Source organism: Citrobacter sp. wls714 (genome assembly GCF_005281025.1).
GTDB classification, from domain to species: Bacteria; Pseudomonadota; Gammaproteobacteria; order Enterobacterales; family Enterobacteriaceae; genus Citrobacter; species Citrobacter werkmanii.
In genome coordinates this window covers 37,414-55,791 of the sequence record NZ_SZWZ01000097.1, presented here as the reverse complement: position 1 = coordinate 55,791, position 18,378 = coordinate 37,414, and the positions used below count along the sequence as shown (strand labels likewise).

The following is an 18,378-nucleotide window of genomic DNA, read 5'->3' as shown; positions in this document are numbered from 1 at the left end:
TTGAGCCACATCAGTCGCGCAAGGAAGATACCGCTTAGGCTGTGTGTTTTGATTTCGGGGTTGTACCGTCCATGCGCTATCGCGTCATTTTCTTTTTCCTGCTCGGGCTGCTACCCGTTCGTTTGCTGTGGGCCGCGCCCGCGCAGCAGGCTTTTTCTGATTGGCAGGTGACGTGTAACAACCAGAATTTTTGCGTGGCGCGCAATACCGGAGAACATCACGGCCTGGTCATGACCCTCAGCCGCAGCGCCGGGGCGCACACCGATGCCGTGTTGCGTATTGAACTGGGAGGGCTGGAGCCTTCCCATGTTAAAGAGAGCGAAATTGCGTCGCGTCTGTTGCTGGATGGCGACTCGCTTGCGCTTAGCGGTGAGCACTGGCGTATTACGCCCTGGCAACTGATGACCGATGATCCGGCAACTATTAGCGCATTTTTACAAACTGTACAGGACGCGAAGGCAATAACCCTGCAAAAAGGCGCGCAAAATCTTTCACTGATCGGATTAAAAGCAGCATTGCTGTTTATCGATGCCCAGCAAAAACGCGTGGGGAGCGAAACCGCCTGGATCGAAAAAGGTGATGAGCCGCCGCTCAGCGTACCGCCAGCCCCGGCCCTGAAAGGTGTGGCTGTCATTAACCCAACGCCAACGCCCTTAACACAACAAGAGCGCAGTGAGCTGCTGGATTATGGTAACTGGCGCATCAATGGTATTCGCTGCTCGATCGATCCACTGCGTCGCGAGATGCGCGTCACGGCCCTGACGGATGATAAAGCGCTACTGATGATCGGCTGTGAAGCCGGGGCGTATAACACTATCGATCTGGCGTGGATTGTTTCGCGCGCAAAACCGTTAACTTCCAGTGCCGTACGTTTGAGTCTGCCATTTAAAACGGATGCCGAAAGTCGGGATATGGAGCTGACCAACGCCACATTTGACGAGAAGTCGCGAGAACTGGTTACCCTCGCCAAAGGACGAGGGATGGCAGATTGCGGTATCCAGACGCGCTGGCGCTATGATGGACAGCGGTTTCGCCTGGCGCGTTATGCCCAGGAACCAAGTTGCGATAACTGGCATGGGCCAGATGCCTGGCCCACATTGTGGATCACGCGTTAAGCACTTTATGCGCTTTGGCCACGATGTTATCCACCGTAAAGCCGAAGAACGGGAACAACTTATCTGCCGGAGCCGATTCTCCATAACCGGTCATGCCGACAATTGCCCCTTTTAGACCGACATATTTGTACCAGTAATCGGCAATGCCTGCTTCCACCGCCACGCGCGCGCTGACGTTTATCGGTAAGACAGATTCCCGGTACGCCTCATCCTGAGCGTCAAAAATATCGGTTGAGGGCAGAGAAACCACGCGCACGTTACGGCCTTCACCGGTCAGTTTTTCCGCTGCCAGCAGCGTGATTTCCATTTCTGAACCGGTAGCAATCAAAATAATATCCGGTTTACCGCCGTTGTCCTTCAGCACATATCCCCCGCGGGCAATCTGCTGCACCTGTTCAGGCGTACGCTCAACCTGCGCCAGATTTTGTCTGGAGAGGATTAGCGCCGTTGGCCCGTCATGGCGTTCGACCGCCAGCTTCCAGCCTACTGCCGCCTCAACCTGATCGCACGGTCGCCAGGTGCTGAAATTAGGTGTCAGACGCAGGCTGGCGAGCTGTTCAACGGCCTGGTGCGTAGGACCATCCTCCCCCAGACCAATCGAGTCGTGGGTATAAACCATGATTTGTCTGGCCTTCATCAGCGCCGCCATGCGCGCGGCATTACGGGCATATTCGACAAACATCAGGAACGTGGCGGTGTAAGGCACAAAGCCACCGTGATGGGCGATACCGTTAGCAATCGCGGTCATGCCAAACTCCCGCACGCCATAGTGGATGTAATTTCCGGCTGGATCCTCTTTAAGCGACGTAGATCCTTTCCAAATGGTCAGGTTGCTCGGCGCCAGATCCGCCGAGCCGCCAAGCAGCTCAGGCAGAATCGGCCCGTAGGCGTTCAGGGTATTTTGCGAGGCCTTACGGGTGGCGATTTTGGCCGGATTTGCCTGTAAGTCGGTAATGTACTTCTGGGTTGTTTCTTCCCACTGTTCCGGTAGCCCGCCGCTCATTCGACGGGTAAATTCAGCCGCCAGCTCCGGGTGTGCTTGTTGATACGCCGCGAATTTCTCATTCCAGGCCTGTTGCGCTTTTTCGCCTTTTTCCCGTGCATCCCACGCCCGGTAAATCTCTTTGGGGATCTCAAAAGCAGGATGGTGCCACCCCAGCTTCTGTCGGGTTAGCGCCACTTCTTCTTCACCCAGCGCGGCGCCGTGCGCTTCTTCTTTCCCGGCTTTATTCGGTGAGCCAAAACCAATCACCGTGCGGCAGATAATCAGCGATGGCTTATCGGTAACAGCCTGCGCTTCCTGAATCGCTTTTTTCACCGCCTCAGGATCATGACCATCAATCTCATGCACCACATGCCAGTGATAGGCCTCAAAGCGTTTTGCGGTATCGTCGGTAAACCAGCCGTCGGTTTCGCCATCAATCGAGATGCCGTTGTGATCGTAGAAGCCGATCAGTTTGCCCAGTCCCAGGGTTCCCGCCAGGGAACAAACCTCGTGGGAAATCCCCTCCATCAGGCAGCCGTCGCCCATAAACACCCAAGTATAGTGGTTAACAATCTCATGATCCGGCTGGTTAAATTGCGCAGCCAGCGTGCGTTCGGCAATCGCCAGGCCAACCGCGTTGGCTAAACCCTGACCCAGCGGGCCGGTGGTGGTTTCCACGCCCGGCGTGTAGCCGATTTCCGGATGCCCTGGCGTCTTCGAATGCAGTTGGCGGAAGTTCTTCAACTCCTCTAACGGCAAATCGTAGCCGGAAAGATGCAGCAGACTGTAAAGCAGCATTGAAGCGTGACCATTGGACAGAATAAACCGGTCACGATCGTACCAGGTGGGATCGGTCGGGTTATGGCGGAGGAAATCATTCCACAGTACTTCGGCGATATCGGCCATACCCATTGGTGCGCCGGGGTGGCCTGAGTTAGCTTTTTGTACGGCATCCATACTTAGCGCACGAATGGCATTGGCAAGCTCTTTACGGGTCATAGGAAATACTCCTTGAAAAGTAAAGCGTTAGATGCGTGTGTTAATTCACACTTTTGGGAAAATTGCGGGCTGCACACGCAAAAAGCATAGCAGACAAGCATGGCATTGCTGGATTAAGCAGGTAACATGGCTGTTATAAGTTGATAACAAATTCTTTCTTTGAATGGCGAGAGTTTGGGGACCTTCAAAGTTTGGGCCGCTGACTGAGGTGATAATGTGCGGCTCGTAGCATGGTTACCCGCGCCACTTTTTTGATCGACACGTGAAAGGAACAACAAGATGGATGACCAGTTAAAACAAAGCGCCCTCGATTTCCACGAATTTCCAGTACCAGGTAAAATTCAGGTTTCTCCGACCAAGCCTCTTGCAACACAGCGCGATCTTGCTCTGGCCTACTCGCCAGGCGTTGCAGCGCCGTGTCTGGAAATTGAAAAGGACCCGCTGGCGGCCTATAAATACACCGCGCGCGGCAACCTGGTTGCGGTTATCTCCAACGGTACCGCGGTGCTGGGCCTGGGCAATATCGGCGCACTGGCTGGCAAACCGGTGATGGAAGGTAAAGGCGTTCTGTTTAAGAAATTCGCCGGGATTGACGTGTTCGATATCGAAGTGGATGAGCTCGATCCGGATAAATTTATCAATGTCGTGGCGGCTCTGGAGCCAACATTTGGCGGCATCAACCTCGAAGATATCAAAGCGCCGGAGTGCTTCTACATTGAGCAAAAACTGCGCGAGCGCATGAATATTCCGGTATTCCATGATGATCAGCACGGCACGGCGATCATCAGCACCGCCGCAATTCTGAACGGTCTGCGGGTGGTGGAGAAGAACATCTCTGACGTACGCATGGTGGTGTCCGGCGCAGGTGCGGCGGCGATTGCCTGTATGAACCTGCTGGTGGCGCTGGGGATGCAGAAACACAATATTGTGGTCTGCGACTCCAAAGGCGTGATTTACAAAGACCGCGAACCGAACATGGCGGAGACCAAAGCGGCTTACGCGGTAGTGGATGATGGTAAACGTACGCTGGATGATGTGATTGACGGCGCAGACATTTTCCTCGGCTGTTCTGGCCCGAAAGTGCTGACCCAGGAAATGGTCAAGAAGATGGCGCGAGCGCCAATGATCCTGGCACTCGCCAACCCGGAACCGGAAATCCTGCCGCCGCTGGCAAAAGAGGTGCGTTCCGACGCCATCATTTGCACCGGTCGTTCTGACTACCCGAACCAGGTTAACAACGTCCTGTGCTTCCCGTTCATTTTCCGCGGCGCGCTGGATGTCGGCGCTACCGCCATCAACGAAGAGATGAAACTGGCTGCAGTACACGCGATTGCTGAGCTGGCGCACGCCGAGCAGAGCGAGGTGGTGGCCTCTGCCTATGGCGACCAGGATCTGAGCTTTGGCCCGGAATACATCATTCCGAAACCGTTCGACCCACGTCTGATCGTCAAAATCGCCCCAGCGGTAGCAAAAGCGGCGATGGACTCCGGTGTGGCGACGCGTCCGATTGCTGACTTTGACGCTTATATCGATAAGCTGACCGAATTTGTCTACAAAACCAACCTGTTCATGAAGCCGATTTTCTCCCAGGCACGTAAAGCGCCGAAGCGCGTGGTGCTGACGGAAGGGGAAGAGGTGCGTGTGCTGCATGCGACTCAGGAGCTGATCACCTTAGGTCTGGCGAAGCCGATCCTGATTGGTCGTCCGAGCGTGATCGAAATGCGTATCCAGAAACTGGGGCTGCAGATCAAAGCCGGCGTCGATTTTGAAATCGTTAACAATGAGTCCGATCCGCGCTTTAAAGAGTACTGGAGCGAGTACTACCAGATCATGAAGCGCCGTGGTATTACCCAGGAGCAGGCGCAGCGTGCGGTGATTGCCAACACCACGGTGATCGGTGCGATCATGGTGCAGCGCGGTGAAGCGGATGCGATGATCTGCGGTACGATTGGCGACTATCATGAGCACTTCAGCGTAGTTAAAGAGGTGTTTGGTTACCGCGAAGGCGTGCATACGGCCGGAGCGATGAACGCTTTGCTGCTGCCAAGCGGTAACACCTTTATCGCCGACACCTACGTCAACGATGACCCTACGCCGGAGCAACTGGCTGAAATCGCCGTGATGGCGGCAGAAACCGTACGTCGCTTTGGTATTGAACCGAAGGTGGCATTACTGTCGCATTCCAACTTTGGCTCATCAAACTGTCCGTCGGCCAGCAAAATGCGTGAAGCGCTGGCGCTGATTAAGGCGCGTGCGCCAGAATTGATGATTGACGGTGAAATGCACGGTGATGCCGCGCTGGTGGAAAGTATCCGTAATGACCGTATGCCGGACAGCCCGTTGAAAGGCTCAGCGAATATTCTGGTGATGCCGAATATGGAGGCTGCTCGTATTAGTTACAACTTACTACGTGTTTCCAGCTCCGAAGGCGTAACGGTCGGCCCAGTGCTGATGGGGGTAGCGAAACCGGTTCACGTATTAACGCAGATCGCCTCTGTTCGTCGTATCGTTAATATGGTGGCGCTGGCCGTTGTAGAAGCTCAAACACAGCCGCTGTAATTTCACTTTAATTATTTCTGGCGCGGGTACCTCCCGCGCCTTTTTATTTTCCTTTTCTTAGTGATCCACTTCACCTTTTAAACCTGGTTGCCGAATTTTGTTATTTACTCTGACAAAAAATTGCCACGATGAGGGCAGTTTTAGCGGAGGCGGTGAGCAATGGAAAAAGAACGCATCATTCAGGAATTTGTGCCGGGGAAACAGGTCACGCTGGCGCATCTCATTGCGCACCCAGGCGAAGAACTGGCGAAAAAGATCGGCGTTCCCGAAGCGGGCGCTATCGGCATTATGACGCTGACGCCAGGCGAAACCGCGATGATAGCCGGTGATTTAGCCATGAAAGCGGCGGATGTACATATTGGCTTTCTCGATAGATTCAGCGGGGCACTGGTGATTTATGGCTCGGTAGGCGCGGTAGAAGAAGCGTTATTACAGACGGTGAGCGGTCTGGGTCGGTTATTAAATTTCACGTTGTGCAACCTGACAAAAAGTTAATCAGAGGCGGCGATGAAACGTATTGCGTTTGTCGGTACGGTGGGCGCGGGGAAAACAACGCTCTTTAATGCGCTACAGGGGAATTATTCCCTCGCCAGAAAAACACAGGCCGTTGAGTTTAATGAAAATGGCGATATCGATACGCCAGGAGAATATTTTAGCCATCCGCGCTGGTACCACGCCTTAATTACCACGCTGCAGGATGTCGATACGTTGATTTATATACACGCGGCAAATGATAAAGAAAGTCGCTTACCTGCCGGGCTGTTGGATATCGGCGCCAGTAAACGACAAATCGCCGTTATCAGCAAAACGGACATGCCGGATGCCGACGTCGCCGCAACGCGACAACTACTTCGCGGGATGGGGTTTCAGGAGCCGATTTTCGAGCTCAATAGCCATGACCCGCGCAGCGTGCAGCACCTGGTGGATTATCTGACTGAGCTCAGCCAAAAGGAGGAAAGGGCAGGTGAAAAAACTCATCACAGCTAACGATATTCGTGCGGCCCACGCACGCGGCGAACAGGAAATGTCGGTTGTTCTGCGCGCCAGCATCATCACCCCGGAGGCACGCGAAGTGGCGGAGCTGCTGGGTGTCACTATCCGTGAATGCGACGAATCCGCGCCAACTGCCGCCGCTGTTGCACCGGCTGCGGTGGATGATGGCAAAACGGAGAGCCAGCGCATTCGTGAAACCATCATTGCGCAATTGCCCGAAGGACAATTTACCGAAAGCCTGGTCGCGCAGCTGATGGACAAAGTCATGAAGGAGAAACAGTCGCTGGAGCAGGGCGGAATGCAGCCGAGCTTTAAATCGGTCACCGGCAAAGGCGGCGTCAAAGTCATCGACGGTAGCAGCGTGAAGTTTGGGCGTTTTGACGGCGCACAACCACACTGCGTTGGCTTAACCGATCTGGTGACCGACCAGGACGGTAGCAGCATGGCCGCCGGGTTCATGCAGTGGGATAACGCCTTTTTCCCATGGACGCTGAACTACGACGAAATCGACATGATTCTGGAAGGCGAGCTGCACGTTCGCCACGAAGGTGAAACCATGATTGCTAAAGCCGGGGACGTCATGTTTATCCCGAAAGGCTCCAGCATTGAATTTGGTACGCCATCGACGGTGAAGTTTCTGTATGTGGCCTGGCCTGCGAACTGGCAGTCCTGCTAAGGCGGATGTATGAAGGATTTCATTACCGAAGCATGGCTCAGAGCGAATCATACGCTCAGCGAGGGGGCTGAAATTCATCTCCCCGCTGATGCTCGCCTGACGCCGTCTGCCCGGGAATTACTGGAAAGCCGACATCTGCGCATTAAGTTTATCGACGAGCAGGGCAGCCTGTTTATTGATGACGAACAACAGCAGCCGCAGCCGGTGCATGGTTTAACCAGCAGCGATACCCATCCACAGGCCAGCTGCGAACTGTGTCATCAACCGGTGGCGAAGAAACCAGACACGCTGACGCATCTGACGGCTGACAAGATGGTGGCCAAAAGTGATCCACGTCTGGGATTTCGCGCCGCGCTGGACAGCACCATCGCGCTGGCCGTGTGGTTGCAGATCGAGCTGGCGGAACCGTGGCAGCCGTGGCTGGCGGATATCCGTTCGCGTCTGGGCAATATTATGCGTGCCGACGCTATGGATGAGCCGCTGGCCGCACAAGCTATCGTCGGTTTGAGCGACGAAGATTTACACCGGCTTTCACATCATCCGCTGCGCTATCTGGATCACGATCATCTGGTGCCTGAGGCCAGCCACGGACGTGATTGCGCGCTGCTGAATCTGCTGCGTACCAAAGTCCGTGAAACGGAGACGGTGGCGGCTCAGGTCTTCATTACCCGCAGTTTTGAAGTTATACGACCGGACATCATGCAGGCGCTCAATCGCCTTTCCAGTACGGTCTACGTGATGATGATTCTGAGCGTGGCGAAACATCCGCTGACGGTTAGCCAAATTCAACAACGACTGGGGGAGAAGCCATGATCATCGAACGTGCTCGTCAACTCGCCCAGCAAGCCCCTGCTCGGGTGGTGTTCCCGGATGCGCTGGATGTCCGGGTGCTGAAAGCCGCGAATTATCTGCATCAGCACGGTCTGGCACGCCCCATTCTTGTCGCCAGCCCATTTGCTTTGCGCCAGTTTGCTCTCAGCCATCGGGTGGCGATGGATGGTATCCAGGTTATCGATCCGCAAAGCAATCTGGCAATGCGCGAAGAGTTTGCGCTGCGCTGGCTGACCCGCGCGGGAGATAAAACGCCAGCCGATGCGCTGGAAAAGCTCAATGATCCGCTGATGTTCGCTGCGGCAATGGTCAGCGCGCGAGAAGCTGACGTCTGTATTGCCGGCAATCTGTCGTCAACAGCAAACGTGCTGCGCGCCGGGTTACGCATTATTGGGCTACAGCCGGGCTGTAAAACGCTGTCGTCGATTTTTCTGATGCTGCCGCAGTATCTCGGACCGTCATTAGGCTTTGCCGATTGCAGCGTCGTACCCCAGCCCACCGCTGCACAGCTGGCGGATATTGCGATTGCCAGCGCGCAGACCTGGCAGGCAATTACCGGTGAAGAGCCGCGCGTGGCCATGCTGTCGTTTTCAAGTAATGGCAGTGCCCGTCACCCCAACGTCGCTAACGTGCAGCAGGCGACCGAGATCGTTCGTGAACGTGCGCCGCAGCTTATCGTGGATGGCGAACTGCAATTTGATGCCGCCTTTGTTCCGGATGTCGCCGCGCAAAAAGCGCCTGCAAGTCCGTTAAAGGGTAATGCCAATGTGATGGTCTTCCCATCGCTTGAAGCAGGCAATATTGGTTACAAAATCGCCCAGCGTTTGGGAGGGTATCGTGCAGTCGGGCCACTGATCCAGGGGCTTGCCGCACCGCTTCATGACCTCTCTCGCGGCTGTAGCGTACAGGAAATTATCGAACTGGCGTTGGTGGCAGCAGTGCCGCGCCAGACTGACGTGAGTCGTGAAAACGCCTCACAAACACTGGTTGTTTAGGTCCCGTTCTGGACCCCTTAATGAGAGGAAAACACAATGGAAGCATTAGGAATGATTGAAACCCGGGGCCTGGTTGCACTGATTGAGGCTTCTGACGCAATGGTTAAAGCGGCACGCGTGAAACTGGTTGGCGTGAAGCAGATCGGTGGCGGTCTGGTCACTGCCATGGTCCGTGGCGACGTAGCGGCATGCAAAGCCGCAACGGACGCAGGTGCTGCGGCTGCACAGCGTATTGGCGAGCTGGTTTCCGTACATGTGATCCCGCGTCCGCATGGCGATCTGGAGGAAGTATTCCCGATCAGCTTTAAAGGCGACAGCAACGACATGTAAGTCGTCCATGTGACGCCACAGACTGTATTGCTGGCGTCACCCTCTCTCCTTTTCACATTACCTTCTGCGGAGGGTAGGGGGAGGTTTTACCTGAAATATGCCACGGAGGCGCGTATGAAACTGGCAATCGTCACAGGACAAATTGTTTGTACCGTACGCCATCAGGGGCTCGCGCACGACAAGTTGCTGATGGTGGAAATGATTGATGCCCAGGGTAACCCCGACGGGCAATGTGCTGTTGCTATCGACAGCATCGGGGCGGGAACCGGAGAGTGGGTGCTGCTGGTCAGCGGAAGCTCAGCCCGTCAGGCGCACCGTAACGAATCATCACCTGTCGATCTGTGCGTGATTGGCATTGTCGATGAAGTGGTGGCAGGTGGTCAGGTGATCTTCCATAAATAAGGCAGAAAATCATGAATCAACAGGATATTGAACAGGTCGTGAAAGCGGTACTGCTGAAAATGAAAGACAGCAGCCAACCCGTCAGTGCCGTTCAAGAAATGGGCGTTTTTGCCTCCCTGGATGACGCAGTGGCGGCAGCAAAACTGGCCCAGCAAGGGCTGAAAAGCGTTGCCATGCGCCAACTGGCTATCACGGCGCTACGTGAGGCGGGCGAAAAGCACGCCAGAGAATTAGCGGAACTTGCCGTCACAGAAACCGGCATGGGACGCGTTGAGGATAAATTTGCCAAAAACGTGGCGCAGGCACGCGGCACGCCGGGAGTGGAATGTCTGTCTCCACAGGTCCTGACCGGCGATAACGGCCTGACGCTGATTGAAAATGCGCCGTGGGGCGTGGTGGCCTCGGTGACACCGTCCACCAACCCGGCCGCAACCGTTATTAACAATGCCATTAGCCTGATCGCAGCTGGCAACAGCGTGGTCTTCGCGCCGCATCCGGCGGCGAAAAAAGTTTCTCAGCGCGCCATCACCCTGCTTAACCAGGCGGTGGTCGCTGCAGGCGGTCCGGCAAACCTGCTGGTCACCGTTGCCAATCCGGATATCGAAACCGCCCAGCGTCTGTTCAAGTACCCAGGCATCGGCCTGCTGGTCGTCACCGGTGGCGAAGCCGTAGTGGATGCCGCGCGTAAACACACCAACAAACGTTTGATTGCTGCCGGTGCGGGTAACCCGCCGGTGGTGGTGGATGAAACGGCCGACCTGGCACGCGCGGCGCAGTCGATCGTCAAAGGCGCGTCGTTTGACAACAACATTATCTGCGCCGACGAAAAAGTGCTGATTGTGGTCGACAGCGTCGCCGATGAGCTGATGCGTCTGATGGAAAGCCAGCATGCGGTGAAATTGACCGCGGCCCAGGCTGAACAGCTGCAACCAGTGCTGCTGAAAAATATCGATGAGCGCGGTAAAGGCACGGTCAGTCGTGACTGGGTAGGGCGCGACGCAGGAAAAATCGCTGCGGCGATTGGTCTGAACGTACCGGAGCAAACCCGGCTGTTATTCGTCGAAACCTCCGCGACGCATCCGTTTGCCGTCACCGAACTGATGATGCCGGTTCTGCCGGTCGTGCGGGTCGCTAACGTCGATGAAGCCATTGAACTGGCGGTCAAGCTTGAAGGCGGCTGCCACCATACGGCGGCGATGCACTCACGCAACATCGACAATATGAACCGCATGGCGAACGCCATTGATACCAGCATTTTCGTTAAGAACGGGCCGTGTATTGCCGGTCTGGGACTTGGCGGCGAAGGCTGGACCACGATGACCATTACCACGCCAACCGGGGAAGGGGTGACCAGCGCGCGTACGTTTGTGCGTCTGCGTCGCTGTGTGTTGGTGGACGCCTTCAGAATTGTATAAGGAGTAAAAGAGATGGCGCACGACGAACAACGTTGGCTGACACCCAGACTGCAAAAAGCAGCCACGCTATGCAACCAGACGCCTGCTGAGAGCGAATCACCGCTATGGTTGGGCGTTGATTTGGGGACGTGTGATGTGGTGTCGATGGTCGTCGACGGTGACGGGCAGCCGGTAGCGGTTTGCCTCGACTGGGCCGATGTCGTGCGCGATGGCATCGTCTGGGATTTCTTCGGCGCAGTAACCATTGTTCGTCGCCATCTCGATACGCTTGAACAACAGCTGGGTTGCCGCTTTACCCATGCGGCAACCTCGTTTCCACCGGGAACGGACCCACGAATCTCCATTAACGTGCTGGAGTCAGCCGGACTTGAAGTGAGTCATGTGCTCGACGAGCCGACCGCCGTGGCGGATCTGTTGCAGCTCGATAACGCTGGTGTGGTGGATATTGGTGGCGGTACCACCGGGATTGCCATTGTTAAGCAGGGCAAAGTGACCTACTCCGCCGATGAAGCGACCGGTGGGCATCACATTTCTCTGACGCTGGCCGGGAACCGCCGCATCCAGTTGGAAGAAGCCGAACAGTATAAACGTAGCAACGGTCAGGAAATCTGGCCGGTGGTTAAGCCTGTCTACGAAAAAATGGCGGAAATCGTGGCTCACCATATAGCCGGACAGGGCGTCACCGATTTATGGCTGGCCGGCGGTTCCTGCATGCAGCCGGGCGTGGATGAGCTGTTCCGTAAGCGCTTCCCGGAACTGCAGGTGCATTTACCTCAGCACAGCCTGTTTATGACCCCGCTGGCGATTGCCAACAGCGGAAAAGAAAAAGCGGAAGGAATCTATGCAAGCTGAATTGCAGACCGCGCTCTTTCAGGCATTCGACACCCTGAATCTGCAACGCGTTAAAACGTTTAGCGTTCCACCGGTCACCCTTTGCGGATTGGGAGCGCTCAGTACCTGCGGTCAGGAAGCACAAACGCGCGGACTGACGCACATGTTCGTCATGGTAGACAGCTTTCTGCATCAGGCGGGGATGACCGCTGCGCTGGAACGCAGTCTGGCGATGAAAGGCGTGGCGATGACGCTGTGGCCGTGCCCGGTGGGCGAACCGTGCATCACGGATGTCTGCGCCGCGGTCGCGCAACTGCGTGAATCGAAGTGCGACGGCGTGGTGGCCTTTGGCGGTGGCTCCGTACTGGATGCCGCTAAAGCAGTGGCGTTGCTGGTGACTAATCCCACGCAGACCCTGGCTGACATGGATGAGCGCAGCGCTTTACGTCCGCGTTTGCCGCTGATTGCCGTACCAACTACCGCCGGAACGGGGTCGGAAACCACTAACGTCACGGTGATTATCGACGCTGCAACCGGACTTAAAAAAGTGCTGGCGCATGCGTCGTTGATGCCGGATGTGGCGATTCTTGACGCCGCGCTAACGGAAGGTGTGCCCGCACACGTCACGGCGATGACCGGGATCGATGCGCTGACGCATGCCATTGAAGCGTATAGCGCCCTGAACGCGACGCCGTTTACCGACAGCCTGGCGATTGGCGCGATTGCGATGATCGGCAAATCGCTGCCGAAGGCCGTTGGCTATGGGCAGGATCTGGCGGCGCGGGAAAGCATGCTGCTGGCCTCCTGTATGGCAGGGATGGCGTTTTCCAGCGCGGGGCTGGGCCTGTGCCATGCGATGGCCCACCAGCCGGGTGCGACGTTGCACATTCCGCACGGGCAGGCTAACGCCATGCTGCTGCCCACGGTAATGGGGTTCAACCGCATGGTGTGTCGCGAACGCTTCAGCCATATCGGACGGGCGTTAACCAACAAGAAGTCGGACGATCGCGATGCCATCAACGCCGTCAGCGAGCTGATTAGCGAAGTGGGCCAGACCAGACGGCTCTCCGACGTTGGGGCAAAGCCCGAGCATTACAGCGCATGGGCTGACGCCGCGCTGGAGGATATTTGTATTCGCAGTAACCCACGCACCGCCACACAGGCACAGATTATCGACCTGTACGCGGCTGCCGGGTAATGCCTGTAGGCCGGATAAGGTGCTCGCACCGCCATCCGGCAATAACACGGCGTTAATGCCGGAGGCGACGTAAACGTCTTATCCGGCCTACAAATCACAAATGACAGGGAGTAGGGGCTATGGGAATTAACGAAATCATCATGTACATCATGATGTTCTTTATGCTGATTGCCGCCGTGGACAGGATCCTGTCGCAGTTTGGCGGTTCAGCGCGCTTCCTCGGTAAGTTCGGTAAGAGTATTGAGGGATCGGGCGGTCAGTTTGAAGAAGGTTTTATGGCGATGGGCGCGTTGGGCCTGGCGATGGTCGGTATGACCGCGCTGGCACCGGTACTGGCGCATGTGCTCGGTCCGGTGATTATTCCGCTGTACGAAATGCTGGGCGCGAACCCGTCGATGTTTGCCGGAACGCTGCTGGCGTGCGACATGGGCGGCTTCTTCCTGGCAAAAGAACTGGCGGGCGGCGACGTTGCGGCGTGGTTGTACTCTGGCCTGATCCTTGGGGCGATGATGGGGCCGACGCTGGTTTTCTCCATTCCGGTTGCGCTGGGGATTATTGAACCGTCCGACCGTCGTTATCTGGCGTTGGGCGTGCTGGCCGGTATCGTCACCATTCCGATTGGTTGTATTGCGGGTGGTTTGATAGCGATGTACTCCGGCGTTGAAATCAACGGTCAGCCGGTGGAGTTCACCTTCGCGCTAATCCTGATGAACATGATCCCGGTGCTGATCGTGGCTGTGCTGGTGGCGCTGGGTCTGAAATTCATCCCGGAAAAAATGATCAACGGCTTCCAGATTTTCGCGAAATTCCTGGTGGCGCTGATCACCATCGGTCTGGCGGCGGCGGTCATCAAATTCCTGCTTGGTTGGGAGCTGATCCCGGGTCTGGACCCTATCTTCATGGCGCCGGGCGACAAGCCGGGTGAAGTGATGCGCGCCATCGAAGTTATCGGCTCTATCTCCTGTGTACTGCTCGGCGCGTACCCGATGGTGCTGCTGCTGACCCGCTGGTTTGAAAAACCGCTGATGAGCGTCGGTAACCTGTTAAAAGTCAATAACATTGCGGCTGCGGGCATGGTGGCGACACTGGCGAACAACATCCCAATGTTCGGCATGATGAAGAATATGGATACCCGCGGCAAAGTGATCAACTGCGCGTTTGCGGTCTCCGCGGCCTTCGCGCTGGGTGACCACTTAGGTTTCGCCGCTGCCAACATGAACGCCATGATCTTCCCGATGATTGTCGGCAAGCTGATTGGCGGCGTGACGGCGATTGGTGTGGCTATGCTGTTGGTACCGAAAGATGAAGATGTGCCAGCAGAAGTGGAAACCAACCCGGAGGCGCAATCGTGAACACTCGCCAGCTACTGAGCGTCGGTATCGATATCGGCACCACCACCACTCAGGTGATCTTCTCGCGCCTTGAGCTGGTTAACCGTGCGGCAGTGTCGCAGGTGCCGCGCTACGAATTCATCAAACGCGAAATTAGCTGGCAAAGCCCGGTGTTCTTCACCCCTGTTGATAAGCAGGGCGGGTTGAAAGAGGCTGAACTTAAGGCACTGATCCTTGCCCAGTATCAGGCGGCGGGCATCAAGCCTGAAGCTGTTGATTCCGGGGCGATCATCATCACCGGCGAAAGCGCCAAAACCCGCAACGCCCGCCCGGCGGTAATGACGCTCTCCCAGTCGCTGGGGGACTTCGTGGTTGCCAGCGCCGGTCCGCACCTGGAGTCGGTGATCGCCGGTCACGGTGCGGGCGCACAAACGCTGTCTGAGCAGAAGTTGTGCCGTGTACTGAATATCGACATCGGTGGCGGGACGTCGAACTATGTGTTGTTCGACGCCGGAAAGGTCAGCGGTTCGGCCTGCCTGAACGTCGGTGGGCGACTGCTGGAAACTGACGGTCAGGGGCGCGTGGTGCATGCGCATCAGCCGGGACAGATGATTGTCGATGACGTATTTGGTCCGGGCTTTGACGCCCGAACGCTCAACGCCTCACAACTGGTCCAGGTAGCAAGACGCATGGCGGCGCTGATTGTGGAGGTGATTGACGGCACGCTGTCACCGCTGGCGCAGGCGCTGATGCAAACCGGTCTGCTGCCAACTGGCGTGAAGCCGGAAGTGATTACGTTGTCCGGTGGGGTAGGTGAATGCTACCGCAACCAACCTGCCGATCCGTTCTGTTTTTCCGACATCGGACCGCTGCTCGCCACGGCGCTGCATGAGCATCCGCGTCTGCGTGAGATGAACGTGCAGTTCCCGGCGCAAACCGTGCGCGCCACGGTGATTGGCGCCGGGGCGCATACGCTGTCGCTTTCGGGCAGCACTATCTGGCTGGAAGGCGTGGCGCTTCCGCTGCGCAATCTGCCGGTGGCGATTCCGGTTGATGAGGCTGATTTGGTGACTGCCTGGCAACAGGCGTTGATGCAGCTCGATCTGGATCCGCAAACGGACGCCTACGTGCTGGCGCTGCCCGGTTCGCTACCGGTGCGCTACGCAGCGCTGTTAACGGTAATTGATGCGCTGCTGGCCTTTGTCGCGCGCTATCCGAATCCGCATCCCCTGCTGGTGGTAGCCGAGCAGGATTTTGGTAAAGCCCTGGGCATGCTGTTACGCCCACAGTTACAGCAACACCCGCTGGCGGTCATCGATGAGGTGGTTGTCCGGGCGGGGGACTATATCGACATTGGTACGCCTCTTTTTGGCGGATCGGTTGTGCCGGTGACGGTGAAATCACTCGCATTTCCTTCCTGAGGGAACGACTTATGAAACTAAAGACCACATTGTTCGGCAATGTTTATCAGTTTAAGGATGTTAAAGAGGTGCTGGCCAAAGCCAACGAACTGCGTTCGGGGGATGTGCTGGCAGGGGTAGCTGCAACCAGTTCGCAGGAACGCGTGGCGGCCAAGCAGGTGCTGTCGGAAATGACGGTAGCGGATATCCGTAATAACCCGGTGATTTCCTATGAAGAGGACTGCGTGACGCGTCTGATTCAGGATGACGTCAACGAAACGGCCTATAACCGCATCAAAAACTGGAGTATCAGCGAGCTGCGCGAGTACGTGCTGAGCGATGAAACCTCTGTTGATGACATTGCGTTTACGCGCAAAGGGTTAACGTCGGAAGTGGTCGCTGCGGTAGCAAAAATCTGCTCCAACGCGGACCTGATCTACGGCGGCAAGAAAATGCCGGTGATCAAAAAAGCTAACACCACTATCGGGCTGCCGGGCACCTTTAGCTGCCGTTTGCAGCCGAACGACACCCGTGACGACGTGCAGAGTATTGCGGCGCAAATCTATGAAGGGCTGTCTTTCGGAGCGGGCGATGCGGTGATCGGCGTAAACCCGGTAACGGATGACGTGGAAAACTTAAGCCGCGTGCTTGATACCGTGTACGGCGTTATCGATAAATTCAATATTCCGACCCAGGGCTGCGTACTGGCGCACGTTACCACCCAGATTGAAGCGATTCGTCGCGGCGCGCCGGGTGGATTGATCTTCCAGAGTATCTGCGGCAGCGAGAAAGGTTTAAAAGAGTTCGGCGTGGAGCTGGCAATGCTCGATGAAGCGCGCGCCGTAGGCGCTGAATTCAACCGTATCGCCGGGGAAAACTGCCTGTACTTCGAAACCGGACAAGGTTCTGCGCTCTCCGCTGGCGCTAACTTCGGCGCCGATCAGGTGACAATGGAAGCGCGTAACTACGGGCTGGCGCGGCACTACGATCCGTTCCTGGTGAACACCGTGGTGGGCTTTATCGGGCCAGAGTATCTCTACAACGACCGTCAGATTATTCGCGCGGGTCTGGAAGATCACTTTATGGGCAAGCTGAGCGGCATCTCGATGGGCTGCGACTGCTGCTACACCAACCATGCTGATGCTGACCAGAACCTTAACGAAAACCTGATGATTCTGCTCGCCACCGCTGGCTGCAACTACATCATGGGCATGCCGCTCGGTGACGACATCATGCTCAACTATCAGACCACCGCATTCCACGATACCGCGACCGTGCGCCAGTTGCTGAACCTGCGCCCGTCGCCGGAGTTTGAACGCTGGCTGGAAACCATGGGCATTATGGCAAACGGTCGCCTGACCAAACGGGCGGGCGATCCGTCACTGTTCTTCTGATGATGCGGGGATGAAACACGATGGATCAAAAACAGATTGAAGAAATTGTACGCAGCGTAATGGCGTCAATGGGTGAGTCTCAACCGCAGGCTCAAGAACCGTCAGCACCAGCAAAATGCAGCACTACGCAGTGCGCCGCGCCGACTGGTGAAAGCTGTGCGATGGACTTAGGCTCAGCCGAAGCTAAAGCGTGGATAGGCGTTGAGAATCCGCACCGCGCAGAGGTGTTGACTGAACTGCGGCGCAGTACCGCGGCGCGTGTTTGTACCGGGCGCGCCGGTCCTCGTCCGCGTACCCAGGCGCTGCTGCGCTTCCTGGCCGACCACTCGCGTTCGAAAGATACGGTGTTAAAAGAAGTGCCGGAAGAGTGGGTAAAAGCGCAAGGGCTACTGGAAGTGCGTTCGGAAATCAGTGACAAAAACCTGTATCTGACGCGCCCGGATCTGGGCCGTCGTCTGAGTGCGGAAGCCATTGATGCGCTGAAATCGCAGTGTGTGATGAACCCGGATGTGCAGGTGATTATCTCTGATGGCTTGTCTACCGATGCCATCACTGCCAACTACGAAGAGATTCTCCCGCCGCTGTTGTCAGGCTTAAAACAAGCCGGATTAAAAGTCGGGACCCCGTTCTTCGTTCGCTATGGTCGCGTGAAAATCGAAGATCAGATCGGCGAACTGCTGGGCGCGAAAGCGGTGATCCTGCTGGTGGGGGAACGTCCGGGTCTCGGTCAGTCGGAAAGTCTCTCCTGCTACGCCGTCTATTCGCCGCGTGTGGCGACGACCGTAGAAGCGGACCGTACCTGTATCTCGAACATTCACCAGGGCGGTACGCCACCGGTTGAAGCAGCGGCGGTGATTGTGGATTTGGCCAAGCGCATGCTGGAGCAAAAAGCCTCCGGCATCAATATGACCCGTTAAGGAGGCA

The 18,378-nt window shown here is 56.5% G+C and carries 17 protein-coding genes; 16 read left to right on the top strand and 1 reads right to left on the bottom strand.

All coding sequences use genetic code 11. The annotated features are described in order from the left end of the window. Nucleotides 1–71: 71 nt before the first annotated feature. Nucleotides 72–1,115, top strand: coding sequence for a DUF1176 domain-containing protein (locus tag FDX11_RS22290; RefSeq protein WP_042307205.1), 1,044 nt, complete (start codon nucleotides 72–74; stop codon nucleotides 1,113–1,115). Here the strand turns inward: FDX11_RS22290 and tkt are convergent. After that, nucleotides 1,105–3,099, bottom strand: coding sequence for a transketolase (gene tkt / locus FDX11_RS22285; protein WP_042306890.1), 1,995 nt, complete (start codon nucleotides 3,097–3,099; stop codon nucleotides 1,105–1,107). The two genes, FDX11_RS22290 and tkt, sit on opposite strands and share 11 nt — an antisense overlap. A gap of 279 nt (nucleotides 3,100–3,378) precedes the next feature. Here tkt and maeB point away from each other — a divergent pair, with 279 nt between their 5' ends. The 15 genes from maeB (at nucleotide 3,379) to eutC (ending at nucleotide 18,371) form a co-directional block, all read left to right on the top strand. Then, nucleotides 3,379–5,658: an NADP-dependent oxaloacetate-decarboxylating malate dehydrogenase gene (maeB, locus tag FDX11_RS22280; RefSeq protein ID WP_061382175.1), complete on the top strand. Its 2,280-nt coding sequence runs from the start codon at nucleotides 3,379–3,381 to the stop codon at nucleotides 5,656–5,658. A 159-nt stretch (nucleotides 5,659–5,817) separates the two neighbouring features. Continuing rightward, on the top strand, nucleotides 5,818–6,153 hold the full coding sequence (gene eutS, locus FDX11_RS22275; protein WP_003037995.1) for an ethanolamine utilization microcompartment protein EutS: 336 nt from the start codon (nucleotides 5,818–5,820) through the stop codon (nucleotides 6,151–6,153). Between the two features lie 12 nt (nucleotides 6,154–6,165). Next, complete coding sequence (eutP, locus tag FDX11_RS22270) at nucleotides 6,166–6,645, top strand: ethanolamine utilization acetate kinase EutP (protein WP_003037998.1); 480 nt, start codon at nucleotides 6,166–6,168, stop codon at nucleotides 6,643–6,645. After that, nucleotides 6,623–7,327: an ethanolamine utilization acetate kinase EutQ gene (eutQ, locus tag FDX11_RS22265; RefSeq protein ID WP_042306897.1), complete on the top strand. Its 705-nt coding sequence runs from the start codon at nucleotides 6,623–6,625 to the stop codon at nucleotides 7,325–7,327. Before eutP ends, eutQ begins: the two co-directional genes overlap by 23 nt. Before the next feature lie 9 nt (nucleotides 7,328–7,336). After that, nucleotides 7,337–8,140, top strand: a complete 804-nt coding sequence (gene eutT / locus FDX11_RS22260; RefSeq protein ID WP_042306900.1) for an ethanolamine utilization cob(I)yrinic acid a,c-diamide adenosyltransferase EutT — start codon at nucleotides 7,337–7,339, stop codon at nucleotides 8,138–8,140. Continuing rightward, nucleotides 8,137–9,153, top strand: coding sequence for a phosphate acetyltransferase (gene pta, locus FDX11_RS22255; protein WP_042306902.1), 1,017 nt, complete (start codon nucleotides 8,137–8,139; stop codon nucleotides 9,151–9,153). Before eutT ends, pta begins: the two co-directional genes overlap by 4 nt. 36 nt (nucleotides 9,154–9,189) lie before the next feature. Next, on the top strand, nucleotides 9,190–9,483 hold the full coding sequence (gene eutM, locus FDX11_RS22250) for an ethanolamine utilization microcompartment protein EutM (RefSeq protein ID WP_003835054.1): 294 nt from the start codon (nucleotides 9,190–9,192) through the stop codon (nucleotides 9,481–9,483). A 114-nt stretch (nucleotides 9,484–9,597) separates the two neighbouring features. Further along, complete coding sequence (gene eutN / locus FDX11_RS22245) at nucleotides 9,598–9,885, top strand: ethanolamine utilization microcompartment protein EutN (protein ID WP_003038011.1); 288 nt, start codon at nucleotides 9,598–9,600, stop codon at nucleotides 9,883–9,885. Nucleotides 9,886–9,896: 11 nt separating this feature from the next. Further along, entirely contained in the window at nucleotides 9,897–11,300 is a 1,404-nt protein-coding gene (locus FDX11_RS22240) for an aldehyde dehydrogenase family protein (RefSeq protein ID WP_042306904.1), read from the top strand. A gap of 12 nt (nucleotides 11,301–11,312) precedes the next feature. Beyond that, nucleotides 11,313–12,152: an ethanolamine utilization protein EutJ gene (gene eutJ / locus FDX11_RS22235; protein WP_038642530.1), complete on the top strand. Its 840-nt coding sequence runs from the start codon at nucleotides 11,313–11,315 to the stop codon at nucleotides 12,150–12,152. Then, on the top strand, nucleotides 12,142–13,329 hold the full coding sequence (gene eutG / locus FDX11_RS22230) for an ethanolamine utilization ethanol dehydrogenase EutG (RefSeq protein WP_061382174.1): 1,188 nt from the start codon (nucleotides 12,142–12,144) through the stop codon (nucleotides 13,327–13,329). Before eutJ ends, eutG begins: the two co-directional genes overlap by 11 nt. A 119-nt stretch (nucleotides 13,330–13,448) precedes the next feature. Beyond that, the gene (gene eutH, locus FDX11_RS22225) at nucleotides 13,449–14,681 is read left to right on the top strand and encodes an ethanolamine utilization protein EutH (RefSeq protein ID WP_042306909.1); all 1,233 of its coding nucleotides are present in this window, start codon (nucleotides 13,449–13,451) and stop codon (nucleotides 14,679–14,681) included. After that, nucleotides 14,678–16,081 (top strand): ethanolamine ammonia-lyase reactivating factor EutA, encoded by a 1,404-nt coding sequence (gene eutA, locus FDX11_RS22220; RefSeq protein ID WP_042306911.1) that lies wholly within the window; start codon nucleotides 14,678–14,680, stop codon nucleotides 16,079–16,081. Before eutH ends, eutA begins: the two co-directional genes overlap by 4 nt. A gap of 11 nt (nucleotides 16,082–16,092) precedes the next feature. After that, a complete protein-coding gene (eutB, locus tag FDX11_RS22215; protein ID WP_003038029.1) occupies nucleotides 16,093–17,454 on the top strand; it encodes an ethanolamine ammonia-lyase subunit alpha in 1,362 nt (453 codons plus the stop codon). A 20-nt stretch (nucleotides 17,455–17,474) separates the two neighbouring features. Further along, nucleotides 17,475–18,371, top strand: a complete 897-nt coding sequence (eutC, locus tag FDX11_RS22210; protein WP_038642522.1) for an ethanolamine ammonia-lyase subunit EutC — start codon at nucleotides 17,475–17,477, stop codon at nucleotides 18,369–18,371. Nucleotides 18,372–18,378 lie beyond the last annotated feature (7 nt).

Bases quoted from the DNA above. Each gene is read 5' to 3' on its own strand.
- FDX11_RS22290 (WP_042307205.1), top strand. From the start codon at position 72: ATGCGCTATCGCGTCATTTTCTTTTTCCTGCTCGGGCTGCTACCCGTT.
- tkt (WP_042306890.1), bottom strand. From the start codon at position 3,099: ATGACCCGTAAAGAGCTTGCCAATGCCATTCGTGCGCTAAGTATGGAT.
- maeB (WP_061382175.1), top strand. From the start codon at position 3,379: ATGGATGACCAGTTAAAACAAAGCGCCCTCGATTTCCACGAATTTCCA.
- eutS (WP_003037995.1), top strand. From the start codon at position 5,818: ATGGAAAAAGAACGCATCATTCAGGAATTTGTGCCGGGGAAACAGGTC.
- eutP (WP_003037998.1), top strand. From the start codon at position 6,166: ATGAAACGTATTGCGTTTGTCGGTACGGTGGGCGCGGGGAAAACAACG.
- eutT (WP_042306900.1), top strand. From the start codon at position 7,337: ATGAAGGATTTCATTACCGAAGCATGGCTCAGAGCGAATCATACGCTC.
- pta (WP_042306902.1), top strand. From the start codon at position 8,137: ATGATCATCGAACGTGCTCGTCAACTCGCCCAGCAAGCCCCTGCTCGG.
- eutM (WP_003835054.1), top strand. From the start codon at position 9,190: ATGGAAGCATTAGGAATGATTGAAACCCGGGGCCTGGTTGCACTGATT.
- eutN (WP_003038011.1), top strand. From the start codon at position 9,598: ATGAAACTGGCAATCGTCACAGGACAAATTGTTTGTACCGTACGCCAT.
- FDX11_RS22240 (WP_042306904.1), top strand. From the start codon at position 9,897: ATGAATCAACAGGATATTGAACAGGTCGTGAAAGCGGTACTGCTGAAA.
- eutJ (WP_038642530.1), top strand. From the start codon at position 11,313: ATGGCGCACGACGAACAACGTTGGCTGACACCCAGACTGCAAAAAGCA.
- eutG (WP_061382174.1), top strand. From the start codon at position 12,142: ATGCAAGCTGAATTGCAGACCGCGCTCTTTCAGGCATTCGACACCCTG.
- eutH (WP_042306909.1), top strand. From the start codon at position 13,449: ATGGGAATTAACGAAATCATCATGTACATCATGATGTTCTTTATGCTG.
- eutB (WP_003038029.1), top strand. From the start codon at position 16,093: ATGAAACTAAAGACCACATTGTTCGGCAATGTTTATCAGTTTAAGGAT.
- eutC (WP_038642522.1), top strand. From the start codon at position 17,475: ATGGATCAAAAACAGATTGAAGAAATTGTACGCAGCGTAATGGCGTCA.